The following is a 13,970-nucleotide window of genomic DNA, read 5'->3' on the forward strand; positions in this document are numbered from 1 at the left end:
GCTAACTATTCTTCCTTAAAATATTAAAATACACGTATTTGTAAATTGGAAATGGTAAAACTCGTAATGGAATTTTTAAAAATATGACTTTTAAAAAATCTACATAATTATAAAAATCCATATGTAAAAACTTCTTATATAATTTTATTTCATTTTTAGCATATTGAACCCCCCAACGTCTTTTTATCGCTTTAGATCGATCCTCTCCTAATCTAAACCATAAAACATCATGATCAATATTTCCAAATCTAAATCCATTCAAATAGGCTCTTACAAAAAAATCATAATCTTCTGGAAAGGTTTTAATATCATACCCGTTCAATTTTTCAAATACATTTTTTTGAAATAAAATAGTTGGATGTGAAAAAGGACTTCTTACCTTCATAAAATCAATCATTTCTAAATGTTCAAGAGGAACTTTTCTTGCAGAGACGACATCATTAATATCTTTTCCAAATTCAATTATTTGACCACCAACAATGTCGAGATTATATTTTACTAGGTGTTCGACTTGTTTTTCAAATCTATCACTAAAACAAATATCATCAGAGTCCATCCTTGCGATTAAACTATACTTTGAAGACTGAATTCCAACATTTAACGCATTGGCTAACCCTCCATTTTTAGGTAATCTAATTATATTGAATAATTTATTCTTTTCATAATCCAACAATAAACTATCTATCCCAATATTAACTTCTCCATCTACAACCAAAATTATTTCAGATGGAAGATAGGTCTGTTGCAAGACACTCTCTATTGCCTCCTTAAAAAATGAGTCATTATCATTTTTATAAACAGACATTACAACGCTTATTTTCACTCTTTCAATCACAATTTTTTGTTTAACTTACTTTGTAATCCTTATATAATAAAACATTTAATTTAATACTAAATATTCTCTCTATAACCTGCCACAAAAATTTTACTCGATACATCATCTTAAAGTAAATACTGTTTTTACTTTTTCCTCCTGAAAATGACGAATTATTAAAATGCCTTCTATACCTAACCAACTTATCATCTATAAATTTCACATCACTAAAATTCTCAGCTATAACTCCAATCCAAGTATCGTGAAGTATAGTTTGCCTTGGAAATGGCAAAGCCAGATCCAAAACTTCGCGACGAAAAGCCATACAACAACCATGATAAATAGGCTTTGTAATGTTTAAAAAAAGCCCCCTTGGTAAATGAATGTTACTAAAAAAAGAGTCCGAAAAAATTACATCCGACTCATTTATTACAGAACAGTCGCTCATAACTAGAGAATAATTCTTTAAATAATTTGTCATTATTTCAATCTTATTATTCATCCAAATATCATCTTGATCTGCCAAAAAAATTAAATCTCCTTTTGCATGTTTTAATGCATTCTCATAGTTAGATGATACTAAATAATGTGGATATGTAGTCTTTCTAATACTTTCATTTCTCTTATGATTTAAAATTACAATTCTCCGGTCATCAAATGACCGTATAATATCTAATGTATTATCTGTAGAACCATCATCAGAAATTACTAATTCATCATTTTCTTTTAATTGCTTCAAAATAGAAAAAACTTGATTTTTTATATAATTTGAGCCATTATATGTAGCCATACAAACTGAAATCATCTTGATGATACTATTTTAAGTTTGAATATATTCACTTTTTTATAAACTTTTCGAGCAAAGCTCATTAATCCCATCATTTTCAAAGACTTTTTTACAAACTCTCTAATCATTCTTTTCTTCATAAACGACTCATATTGTTTCAATTCCGAACAATATAAACTTGAATTTTGTAACAATAAATCTCCTAAAGAAGTATAGAATTCATCACTATAACTTAATGCCTCCTTTTTATTATCCAACAAACTACCTCCATGAACCCTTATTAAGCCATACGCATCAGGGTTGTCTAAATAAGCAAAACTCGCCTCTTTTAAAACACATCTCATCCAGAAATCCCAATCTTCTTTTTGTCTTAACTCTTCATTAAAATAGCCCACTTCTTCAACTAAACTCGCTTTAACCAATGGTGCCAAAACAGCAATCATATTATCTCTCAAAAAAATTGGAAATAAGATTTCCCTACCTCCTTCACTTGGTCTTAACCCTTCTTCATGATTTAGCATTCTAGTAAAATATCGATCATTTATATGACCATCTCTAAAGAAAAAATAATTAGAGTATGAAATATCTATTTTACAATTCTGAGTAAAATGCTCAATATGCAACTTTAATTTCTTTGGAGAAATCACATCATCTGCATCAAGAAATAGAATAAATTCACCCTTAGCTTTCCTCAAACCCGTATTACGAGTTGCTGGAAGTCCTTTATTCACAGTATGTTTTTCATAAAACAAACGAGATTCCTGCGTAATTAAAATTTCGACAATACTTTGCGTATTATCAAGTGAACAATCGTCAACTATAATTGCTTCCCAATTGGTATATGATTGGGCTTGCAAACTTTTTATTGTCTCAGTTATAAAACAACCATAATTATAACTTGGTATAATTACTGAAACTAATCCCTTTTCTCTATTCATTAGCATGGTAAACCAGAAGGCTTCCTTAAAATTTATATTAATTCTTTTCCTTTAAAAGTAATTTTGTTCCTTTTATTTAACCAAAACCCACCAAACAATACGTTTAAAAATATTAAATCGGTAAGCCCTTTAAAATTCAAAACCAAAAGAAATAAAAACATAGAAACAATAAATAATATTTTCACTCTTTTATTAATCACATAAGAAATACTCTTACATAAGACAACAAATTGCAATAAAAAAAATAATAAACTACCTATAATTCCAAAATAATAAACTAAACGTAGAAAACCAATATCTGTCCCCATATAATATCCGGAAGAGTCATTTAATTGATTCGCATAAAATATACCATCTCCAAATAAATAGGTGACACTATTATTTGGAAGCTTATACATTTCTTTCATTTCATCTGTTGAACCTGTACTTAAACTACCTTCATTAAAATAATTATAAAACATTTCAAATCCAAATTCAGAAGCCACCTGTATAGTCTCAATTAATTTATCATCCAGCAAGAAAAAAACGGGTAATACAAACAAAGGTATTATTATCGTATACATTAGAAACAATCTTACTTTCTTGCGAGAATTCAATCCTAACTTAAAAGGTAAAATCATTATTAACACTGCAATTGCACCTCCTAACATTGTTGTTCTAGACATCATCATCCCCAAGGCGAGAATTAAGATAAAAGAAAAAGCCAAAAAACGAATTTGACTTTTCTTTCCAGTATAGGGAATTAATAAAGGGATTAATATCAAAGCGTATCCACAAATTATACCAGCCCCAAAATAATAACTGGCAAAACCTACTAATCTAAACTCTCTAAACGCCTCCCCTGTAGATGGTTCGTTCAAATTTATACTAGTAAACAGATCTCTAATAGGGCTTGAAACAAACATCAAAAAAGCAATAATAACCTGTAAAAGAACACTCGCGACAATAAAAAAACCAACATTTTCAAACTTAATTGAGCCATATACCTTTCGATGCATTATCGTAAGTAAATAACCTCCACCAAACCATTGAATAATAAAAAATGGATATTTAACAAATTCTAGATCTGAAGTGTGTTTAAATACTAAAACAAGTAAGGAAAACAGAGCAATTAACAAACTTAAAAAAATAATTTTTAAGCTTTTTTTTGAAAAACGTATTGTCTTCTTTATTGCTATCTCGACAATGAAATCAAACAATGAAATTAATATTCCAAGTGCTCCTATCAGGACTCTTGTTCCTGCTGGCATTCCTGGAAATAGAACCGAGTAAATATAAAAAAAGGTTAGAAAAAATATTAAAATTTTCTCTAAAGTTTTATACTTTAAAAAATTCTGCATAAAAAGGGCACAATATTGAATAAATTTCTAACATATACAGTTAAGGTAGTTTTTAATTGATAATAGGACTAAAAATAAATTAAAAAACTGCAAATATAACTTATCATTAAAAATATTAGGTCTATTAGATTTTATTAAAAAAATGTTGAAATGTATAAATCGGTTTTATTCTTAAAATATTAAAAAATGCAAACAGTTTAATTTTTAAAGAATTTTTATTTTTAATAACACATAGCATAGTTAACGAGTAATAAGAATCAAATACTTTAACAAAGGCATCTAGATCATCAACGTGAGTTGCAAGTTCTTTTTTCCATAAATTAAAACTCCTTAATTCATTTATAGAATAATTCCATTCTGCTAATATCATTTTAAGATGCAATTCTCGATACTTTTCAATGAAACCATATTCCGAATTTTTTGATATTGCCAGATTTACAGAATTTCTCTTAACGTCCCGCCCTAAAATACTTATATTCTCTCCATGCCATCGATATTTAAGTAAAGGATTTTGCAGATTAACCATCTTCCCTTTTAGAGCTACACGTAACCAAAGTTCATAATCCTCAATATTAATCATATTTTCATCGTAACTCCCTAAACTTTGAATTTTTTCTTTTCTAAACAGAACAGTAGGATGTCCCATAGGGCACGTAAATAATAATGCAGTTTTTATTTCCTCACAAGTTGATGGGACCTTCACTTCTGTTTTCAATTTATTTCCAATTCCGTCAATTATAGAGTAGCTTGTACCACATAAATCAACATCCGGATTAGAAAGCATAAGATCCATCTGTTTTTCTATTCTTTCAGGTAGCGAAACATCATCTGCATCCATTCTTGCAATAAACATACCCCTTGCTTCGTCAATTCCTTTATTTAAAGTTTTAACTAATCTTAGATTTTGCTCATTACGAATTAACCTAATTCGACTATCTTCCATTGAAAGTCTCTTAAGAATTGAATTTGTATCATCATTCGAACAATCGTCAATAACCAAAATTTCCAGATTGGTGTATGTTTGATTCATTATCGAAAGTACCGCTTCCTCGACATATAATTCTGCATTATAACAAGGTAATATAACTGTAACCAGAGGCATCTTTACCTCATCTCTCCCTTGAAAGTTTGTTGTCATTTTATTATTTTATAATTCTTAAAAAGACATTGCTAGGTAAAATTGACATTCGCCTAAAAGCAATTATTATTCTAAAAGTTCGTAAAGTTCACTAGCTGTTTTTATGTGGTTCAATCCAAATAAAGTAGTTACATATTCATAATCACTATTATTTAAAATATGACCATCAAAAATCTTAAATAATTTATCCTGCATTAGATTATATTCATCCCAATGTTTCCTAATATCAATTAAGGCAATAGCATTAGCATTATTTTCATTAGATTTTTCATAAGAAAGAACCGTTTTCTGGCGAATTAATTCAATTGTCTTTTTAAGATATACGGCATATGCAATATAAGACCCCACTTCGTTGGAAATGATACTATCTGACAACTCCATAATAGATTTTAATCTATTGAGAAAAAAAGCATCGTTACTATGACCAGCGGTAACAACCTTGTAACCTTTGTCTATATAATCTTTTGCTCTTCCTATCTGTATGTCTTTAAAATAAAGGCATACTAAAATAGTGTCAAAATCTTTTCTTCTTTCTTCAATTACAGACAATAGTTCTTCATTGTCAAACTCGCTAATGACCCCATCTATAGAGTGAAAGGGAAAAACTAATAACGTTTTACCTAGTCTAATCTTTAACTCTTTAAAATCGTCATTATTTAATAATGAATCAACATAATGAATGTAAGGGCCAATTTTTATAATTTTTTTAGTCGGATATTCTTTACTGATGTGTTTTTCCCGGTAATCACTAAATGTTATAATAGTATCTTGATATAGAAAATGCTTATGAACAAAACTTGAAAAAATAAACCCATGTTCATTGGCAACATGATATCCTATATTTTTTCCATTAATATACTTTAATAATCCATGATAAAACCCATACAACTGAATATCTCCATTAGCATGAAAATAAGCGGGAGGAATATTTAGTGCTAGTTTATCAAACTCAAAAACTGAAATAGCACTGCGGCGAATACTCTCTTGTAACAAAAAATTATTCTTATCATGATTTTTGATTTTAATAAAAGAATCTAAAAACTCTCTTGTAAATTTATGTTTAAGCAAGTTCCTTAATAAGACTTCTTTCATGTTTTTTGGCTTTTTAAATTTTGATAAAAATAAACTGGAATAGTTAAAATATAGAGAAGAGAAATTAAAATTTTATATACAAACGTTAAGTCAACTACAATCAGGACAATTGCAAATGAAAAAATCGTAAGCGATAGCCACAATAACGGTTTAAATTCTGCAACTGCTACTTCTTTATAATCTTTAAGAAAAAATGTACCATATCCCATAATTAAATAACTAAAAAACAGTATATACGCAGGACACTTTATTCCATAAATTGGTATAAATAAAACGTTCAATAAAACACATATTATTCCTGCACCAAAAGTCACTTTCCACAAATTACGAGTTCTTTCACGGTAAAATAATACGGTCGCAACTCCGAAGTACATTGGCCTATAATTATGTGACATAATAAAGATTGCCGCCAAAAAATATGTTGTTTTAAGTTCATCATTATTCACCATTATTTCAAAAACATCTTTTAGCCAAAAGCACCCTACAGAGGATAAAACAATTAATAAAAACTGTAATCCCCAAGTTAGGCTTCTAACCGAATCATAATTTTTTAATTTTATCTGTTCTGAAATAACTGGAGCAGCTGCTGTATTTATTGCTCCAACTGCCATCGCCATTAATCCACCAAAAGATGTTGCAAAACCATAATAACCTATTTGGGAAGTACTTATTAGAAAAAACTTCAACAATAAAACATCCGACGAACTTAATAAAAAGCTTCCATAATAATGGGGCAACATGGGTAAAGAAACAGATAGGCCTTTTCTTAATACAACTCTTTTAAATTTGTAAATTGGTTTAATTTTAAGAATATAATGTAAAGGATACCAATATGAAAAATGAAGTAGTAACATGGAAATACAGTTAGCAATAAACCACCCCATATAATGCAAATCTAAAACAACAATCGTATAAAAATTAAGAGCAATTGTTATAAAAGAAATAACTATTGTCCTAATAACAACCTGTTTAGGCTTCTGATTCAGTTGATAATATAATTGACCAATGACATCAGCCGGTCCAAAACAAACAATTGGAATAATATTTAATATAATAATCCAATATAAATTTTCACCGACTTCTTTTGGAATAACTAAATAAATAATAAAAGCTAGTAGGAATGAGTAAAAAATCATCCAGATGTTAAGAAAACCATAGAATTGTCCCCAACGTTTTTTAAAATGATTTGAATGCTGAAAAAAAACATTGGACATTGGGAGTTGCAATCCTAACATTGATAAAACACTGATCAAACCTAAGCTAGAATTCATGACTGACTGTATACCATAATCCTCAGTTGTTAAGAACTTAGTAAAAATAGGCAACATTAATAAGGATATTATTTTTGGCACAAAAGGACCTAATCCATATATAAGACTATGGAACACTACTTTTTTAAACATAATAATTATAGCGAATTTCTAACAGTTACAAGCCTAAGTTTTCTAAACTAATTTTAGAAAAATAAATAGAAGTACCCGTAGTATTTCTGTGTGCAGAATAATAACTCATCCATAAATAACCATCTTTAATGACCATTCCAGGGTAAGAACAATCTCCGCCACTTTTTAACGTCATTACTTTCTGGTAGCTGTTTGTTTTAAAATTATAATATCCCAAAATCACCTGATGAGATTCCCTTCCACTTAATAAAATACCCCCTTTATAAAACACAAAATCCGGTCCTCCAAAATCATAAATTGGAATTTCACCAAACCATTCCCATGAATTACCTCTATCAGTAGACTTTCCCATTATTCCATTCGAAAAATCTTTTCTGACAAGAACATAAAACGTTCCTTCCTCATCAACTTCTAAAGTAGCTTCCGTAGGTGTACCATTCATCTTTTGAACAGAATTGGTATTGTTAAATTTCAAACCATCTGAACTTTTATATAAATCGAATAGTCCATTTAAACCATAGGCAAAAGAATATGCTTTTCCTTTATACCACGTAACTTTCCAAGGCCAAGCTTCATTACCTAAAAGCTTTGTCTCGTAACCTTTCTTTTTGTCTAATACAACATCCTTCAAATCTAACCACTCACCACTTTCTTTATTGTAATCAGTTTTATAGTCTGTAAAAGCAACCAACTCACGATTAACATATTTTGATCCATGTATATAAGCAGTTAGTTGATTATCATTAACAGTAAATGATGCATTTCGAAGATCAATCCCCGGCATTACGTATTCTTTTACAAGATCCCAATTCACACCATTAAAACTACTTAACACTTTCACCACACCATCCTTTCCTAAACCATGTTTATCTGACTCTCTATATGAAATAAACCATTTATTATTAAAAAAAACCAAATCTGTAAAAGCATTATTCATCCCTTCATTAGTTGTTATTCTTTGCGTAATAACTTTATCATTATCATCTTCGTCTTGAGCACTACAAGAAATGCAAAATACCAGAACAACTAAAAAACTAAATAGTTTTATTTTCATATGGTTTAATTATTAATAAGGTGTTCCCATTTTAATGCATCTCCTTTTTCTAAATCAGTTAAGACTTTCTGCCCTAAAATCTCATTGTAGTGTTTTGGATGCATACCAAAACCAGGTCTGATTGACCGTACATTCTCTTCTGTTATTACATCACCTGCCACTATACCTTCAACAACATACAGTGATCTAGAAAAATCTTTTCCTTTTATTTGCTTTTCAGTCAATTTGTAATCAACAACTCCTATTGCGCTTTCGGCCTCTCTAATTGCTTTTACCATAGCTGTAAACTCCTCTTCATTCATAGAAAAAGATGCGTCAGGACCACCAATAGAACGATCTAGTATAAAATGCTTTTCTATAATTTTGGCTCCAAAAACTGTGGCTACAATTGGAACTGTTGCACCCATAGTATGGTCAGACAGACCACTTATTACATTATAACGTTCTGCTAAATCTTTTACCATACACATATTTGCTTCTTCAATCGGAGCTGGATAACTAGAAGTACATTTCAGTAATGCAATATCATTGTTACCCACTCTTTTACAAGCATCTAAAGCCAATTCTATATCTGCTTGTTCAGCTATTCCTGTCGATAATATAATTGGTTTACCTTTAGAAGCGGTATATTCAATTAGAGGAATATCAGTTATTTCAAAAGAAGCTATTTTGTACGCTGGTACATTTAGCTCTTCTAAAAAATCTACAGCAGTTTTATCAAATGGTGACGAAAAGCAGATTAGACCTTCTTCTTTTGCTACTTTAAATAGTTCTTCATGCCATTCCCAAGGAGTATAAGCTTCTTGGTAAAGCTGGTAATAGTTTTTTCCTTCCCAAATAGTGCCCTTAATTAAAAAGTCTTCTTTATCACTATCGATTGTAAGTGTATCAGCAGTATATGTTTGTAGTTTGATACAGTTAGCGCCGGCTCTTTTAGCTGCTTTTATTGTTTCAATTGCAACTTCGATACTTCCATTATGGTTCGCAGAAAGTTCGGCTATTATAAAAACAGGGCTTGAATTATTTATTTCAAAAGAATCAATTTTCATATATTTTCAAATTTATTATTAACAATAACATTATTTATTGCATTTCTTAACTTTGTTATTTTCAATAAGCCATTAGGTGTTTTTATTCTAATTGGATCAATCGTAATAATTGTTCCATCAGGCAAATTATAATCAAAACCGTAATCATCCAATTCAACCCAATCGATAGTTATTTTTTGATTCATATAATAAGTAAATGCTCCTGGATAAGGGAAAGATTGTGCTCTTATCCAATTATAGATTCGCTCACGTTGCCAGGACCAATTTATTTGACCATCTTCAGGAGTCCTTTTTCCAAAATATGTTGCTTTAAAATTATTTTGAGGAGTAGTAACTAAATTATTATTATCAATTTTATTTAATACACTTTCTACTAATGGAAAATAACTAGCTTCATATTTCTCTAAAATTGAAGCTCCTGTGTCTTTCGAATTAATTTCTATTTGAACTTGTGCTATAATGTCTCCTGTATCACATCCAGAATCTATTAAATGAGCAGTTATTCCTGTTACAATTTCATTATTAATTATTGACCATACGTGGGGTGTTCTTCCTCTATATTTAGGAAGTAAAGATCCATGGATGTTAAAAGCTAAAATACTAGGAACATCGATAATATTTTGCTCAATTAAGAAAAGATAATTTATTGAGATCAATACATCGCATGAAACTTTTGATAAAAATTCATCTGAATTTCCATCTCTTGGATTACCTGCAAAATAAGGTAAACTATTAGTTTTACAAAAATCTTGAATTGAAATAGAACTTTTATCTGTCATGACGAATTCCAATTCGCATGATAAAGCCACTTGTTGTAAAATACTATAGCCTAATCCTCCCGATGCTAATAATCCTATTTTCATTTCTCATTAATTTTAGAGTGAATAATAACATCTATAAATTTATCTTGAAACTTGCAATGTTCTTTAAGTATAGCTTCTTTTAAGAAACCTGCAGCTTCAACCGCTTTGTATAAATGAGGTCTTAAATCAAAAGCATAAGTGTATATTTTATGCAGATCTAATTCATTATACGCTAATTGTTCAATCAACCCGAGATATATCCTCCAATAATCATGAAAATGGTTCTCCTCTAAATCAGTGTCCATTATAAATGAAATTTCAGCATTCATATCAATCCAATTAATATGAACTAAACCTCCGTATCCAATACATACATCTTTTTTTAAGAAAGAAAATAGAATTTGCGTAGGTCTTTCCTGCTCAAAAAGCTTAGACACAACATTATTAAAATAATGCTCTTGGTTATCAACAGTTAATGGTTGATCCTGACGCAAATGATAGATTTGTTCATTTCTCCATTTCATTATATCTAAACGATCTTCATAACGAATAGGCACAAGTGAAAAATTCTCCAGCTTAAATTCCTGCTTATTTAATACTTTGTATTTATTCATCTCTTACTAGAAAAATCAGATCCAACCTGAGCATTAATAACATTTTCTAATTTTTCAAAAATCAGCTTATGCCCCAATTCATTTAAATGATGAAAATCTGAAATAATTCCATCTAATGGAAAATCATCATTATTAATATAATTTGTATTTTCCTTTAAAATGTGATTATACTCTCTCACATTTTTCTTTATTCCGGGTACCAAAATTTCGTATTGCTCACAAACTTGCAGAATACCCACTGAAAAAAAAGGAACATTTTCAAATGACATTCTAATTTTTAATAATGAGTCTAAAAAAACCGTTTTATTCGTATAGGTACAATTTCGAAATTTTCGAAATTTTTTCTCAAATATCCTCGAAAATTTACGTAATCTGAATTTCTCAATTAATACTTTCTCCAATAAACTAAACGATCTTGGTGCACAATCAACAATTCCACATTGCATAAATACAAGATCAGGTTTAAATTGTTTATAGTAAAAACACTGAACTAACAAATCGGTAATCTTAGCGCCGCCCATTGCAACATCTACAATTAAAATGTCTGGAAATCTTTTTCTAAGCATAGGAATGTATGTCTGCTCATAATCAACTTCACCGGTATCATATTTACGTGGTAAAGATAAAGAATCTGTCAAAAATAAAATTTTCACTATTTTTTCACTAATAAATTAAAACAAGCCAACTTAATCATTATAATCCAGCTTGCAATTTCACAACAATTTTCTTAACATTTACATGACCGTCATATAATGCCATATGAGCAAAATTATTGGGAATGATACAAAAGTATCCCTTAGGAACCACAATTTTTTTTATCAAATCTGATGTAAACAAAGCATAATCATCCGCTTCATTATATTGCAAATATTCCTCAACTTCAGAATCAACATCTGCATAGGCAATTACATCATATCCCTCAACAGTAATATGGATATCCATAAGTCTCTTATGAGCCTCTAAAATTTTTCCATTAAATTCTGCTGTAACACTTTCACTATTTATTGGAATCAATGTTATATTATTATCTATTACTTTTTCAGATATGGAATCTAAAGATTGGTCAACCAAAACATCAATTAACTTATCAATTTCATGATAAATTACTTTATACAATCCAATATTCTCTATTTTATCAGTTATCATAATAATATTCCAAATTAAACAGTAGTTATTTTTGTTTTAGCATTTAAAGTATCTATTAAACTTTGATCCGTCTTATATTTAAGTTTAATATGCCCGTTTATCTTTTCCAATTCAGGGTTTTCGTCTAATAATTTAAAAACATCTTTAAGCGTGAAAGTTGAAGCTGAACCTAAATTTTCATAAATTTTATTAAATAACGTTATATCCTCATCATAATCCAATGTCAATCTATAATCACGAACTAAATCTTCTGGCAAATCAACTAAGTTAATTTTAAAATATTCCTCATTGTTCATGAAATACCAAGTCATATATTCAGACAAATCAGCAGATGGGAAATAACTCTTTACTTTTTCTAAAGCTTGAACATTTATTATTTCCAAATTCGTTCCAACTGCTGCGTTCTTAGCAGCTGTATAATCAGCACCACTTTCAAAATGTGATTTAAGTAAAACTTTACAAATTTCATTATCAATAAAAGGACAATCTGCAGTTACTCTAATAACTACATCAGTTTGTAATTTTCTAGTTACATCCAAATATCTCTGTACAACATCTTCTGGATCTCCTTGATGAAAAATAACTGATTGATTATATGTAAAATCTTTAAGAGGTAAATCAGAATCCAAATTTGATGTTGCTAAAACTACATTATTAACATTATCAAACTTACACGCATTTTTTATACAAAACTCTACCGAAGTAAGATCACCAATTTTAAGCAACGCTTTTTCTTTGAGTCTGGTCGATTTTAGCCTGCATGCTATTATTACAGCAATACTAGCTTTTTTAAAATCTTCCTTTTGTAAAGTATCTCCCTTATTTTTGGAAGTGGAAATTATATGGAAATCAGAAATTAAACCCTTGATTTCTTTTGAATTTAAACCTTCTTTTCCAGACCTCTTGAATTCAAAATCATTTTCAATTGATAAATACTCCCCTTTTTCTTTTTTCTCTTTCAATAAAGGTTTCATTATTGATTTTTCCAGATACTGACACTCTCTTTCATTAATAAAATCAGCATTCAACAGCTCCTCATAATTATTAATTCCTTCAACCATCTTAATGAACTGCGAGACTCCAAGACTGGAATACATATCGTATTTAGTCTCTGCGTTTTCCAACAACACGTGTTTTTCAATAATGTCAGCACCTGATGCAATTGCCAAAACAGGTAACCACACTGCATAATCAGACTCGCGATCGACATGATCGGCAAAAACAATTCTCTTCGAAAAAATATCCTTTATCTTTTTAATCTTAGAAATTCCCGAATCTTGCAATAAAGTAGGATATCCTTGGAAACCAACTTCAATTAAAATTTCTTCAGGATTCAAATTGTCTTCATATTTTTTTAGAAAATATTCAATTTCATTTAAATCTAAAGAAGCAACATTTATAATTAATTTCTTTTGAGAAAGATCAACTTTAGACAAGGCATTTAAAACAGCGTAGTTAAAAAGTACCGAAACTTGTAGTTTAATCCCATAAATCTTTGAATGGTTTTCTTCCAAAATTTGAACACCGTATTCATCAAAAATATCCAACCAGACATCTTTAGTATTACCAGCCAAACTAATTATGTCGTTCCATTCTGAAGAGTCAAATAATAATTCCTGATAAACGGGATACCATTCAAAATCTTTAGTCGCTAATTTATCTGGATGTAGTGGCTGAAACTTCATCCCGAAGTTTCCACTAAATTTCGAAAATTGCAATATTAGTTCTTTAATATAGTTGATATCTCCTCCATGAGTATTAGCAACTTCAATTATTGTATACGCCATATTAA

The 13,970-nt window shown here is 29.5% G+C and carries 14 protein-coding genes; all 14 read right to left on the bottom strand.

The window, feature by feature from the left end; all coding sequences use genetic code 11:
• Window position 1: 1 nt before the first annotated feature.
• The gene (locus tag LNP23_RS01655) at window positions 2-835 is read right to left on the bottom strand and encodes a glycosyltransferase (RefSeq protein ID WP_230003320.1); all 834 of its coding nucleotides are present in this window, start codon (window positions 833-835) and stop codon (window positions 2-4) included.
• A 10-nt stretch (window positions 836-845) separates the two neighbouring features.
• Window positions 846-1,604 carry a glycosyltransferase gene (locus LNP23_RS01660; protein WP_230003321.1) on the bottom strand — a complete coding sequence of 253 codons (759 nt, stop codon included), beginning with the start codon at window positions 1,602-1,604 and terminating at the stop codon, window positions 846-848.
• Window positions 1,605-1,615: 11 nt separating this feature from the next.
• The gene (locus LNP23_RS01665; protein ID WP_230003323.1) at window positions 1,616-2,539 is read right to left on the bottom strand and encodes a glycosyltransferase family 2 protein; all 924 of its coding nucleotides are present in this window, start codon (window positions 2,537-2,539) and stop codon (window positions 1,616-1,618) included.
• A 32-nt stretch (window positions 2,540-2,571) separates the two neighbouring features.
• On the bottom strand, window positions 2,572-3,879 hold the full coding sequence (locus LNP23_RS01670) for a hypothetical protein (RefSeq protein WP_230003325.1): 1,308 nt from the start codon (window positions 3,877-3,879) through the stop codon (window positions 2,572-2,574).
• A gap of 124 nt (window positions 3,880-4,003) precedes the next feature.
• Window positions 4,004-5,017, bottom strand: a complete 1,014-nt coding sequence (locus LNP23_RS01675) for a glycosyltransferase family 2 protein (protein WP_230003336.1) — start codon at window positions 5,015-5,017, stop codon at window positions 4,004-4,006.
• 66 nt (window positions 5,018-5,083) lie between these two features.
• The gene (locus tag LNP23_RS01680; RefSeq protein ID WP_230003338.1) at window positions 5,084-6,109 is read right to left on the bottom strand and encodes a hypothetical protein; all 1,026 of its coding nucleotides are present in this window, start codon (window positions 6,107-6,109) and stop codon (window positions 5,084-5,086) included.
• Window positions 6,106-7,512, bottom strand: a complete 1,407-nt coding sequence (locus tag LNP23_RS01685) for a lipopolysaccharide biosynthesis protein (RefSeq protein ID WP_230003340.1) — start codon at window positions 7,510-7,512, stop codon at window positions 6,106-6,108. Before LNP23_RS01685 ends, LNP23_RS01680 begins: the two co-directional genes overlap by 4 nt.
• A 25-nt stretch (window positions 7,513-7,537) precedes the next feature.
• Window positions 7,538-8,566, bottom strand: coding sequence for a hypothetical protein (locus LNP23_RS01690; RefSeq protein WP_230003342.1), 1,029 nt, complete (start codon window positions 8,564-8,566; stop codon window positions 7,538-7,540).
• Window positions 8,567-8,571: 5 nt separating this feature from the next.
• On the bottom strand, window positions 8,572-9,615 hold the full coding sequence (gene pseI, locus LNP23_RS01695) for a pseudaminic acid synthase (RefSeq protein WP_230003345.1): 1,044 nt from the start codon (window positions 9,613-9,615) through the stop codon (window positions 8,572-8,574).
• Window positions 9,612-10,478, bottom strand: coding sequence for a methionyl-tRNA formyltransferase (locus LNP23_RS01700; RefSeq protein WP_230003347.1), 867 nt, complete (start codon window positions 10,476-10,478; stop codon window positions 9,612-9,614). The genes pseI and LNP23_RS01700 overlap by 4 nt, the downstream gene beginning before the upstream one ends.
• Window positions 10,475-11,032, bottom strand: coding sequence for a GNAT family N-acetyltransferase (locus LNP23_RS01705; protein ID WP_230003348.1), 558 nt, complete (start codon window positions 11,030-11,032; stop codon window positions 10,475-10,477). The genes LNP23_RS01700 and LNP23_RS01705 overlap by 4 nt, the downstream gene beginning before the upstream one ends.
• A complete protein-coding gene (locus LNP23_RS01710; protein WP_230003350.1) occupies window positions 11,029-11,670 on the bottom strand; it encodes an SGNH/GDSL hydrolase family protein in 642 nt (213 codons plus the stop codon). The genes LNP23_RS01705 and LNP23_RS01710 overlap by 4 nt, the downstream gene beginning before the upstream one ends.
• Window positions 11,671-11,725: 55 nt before the next feature.
• The gene (locus LNP23_RS01715) at window positions 11,726-12,178 is read right to left on the bottom strand and encodes a YhcH/YjgK/YiaL family protein (protein WP_230003352.1); all 453 of its coding nucleotides are present in this window, start codon (window positions 12,176-12,178) and stop codon (window positions 11,726-11,728) included.
• Window positions 12,179-12,192: 14 nt separating this feature from the next.
• Complete coding sequence (locus LNP23_RS01720) at window positions 12,193-13,965, bottom strand: cytidylyltransferase domain-containing protein (protein ID WP_230003354.1); 1,773 nt, start codon at window positions 13,963-13,965, stop codon at window positions 12,193-12,195.
• Between the last annotated feature and the right edge of the window lie 5 nt (window positions 13,966-13,970).

The sequence above is a fragment of the Flavobacterium cupriresistens genome (genome assembly GCF_020911925.1).
Taxonomy (GTDB): Bacteria; Bacteroidota; Bacteroidia; order Flavobacteriales; family Flavobacteriaceae; genus Flavobacterium; species Flavobacterium cupriresistens.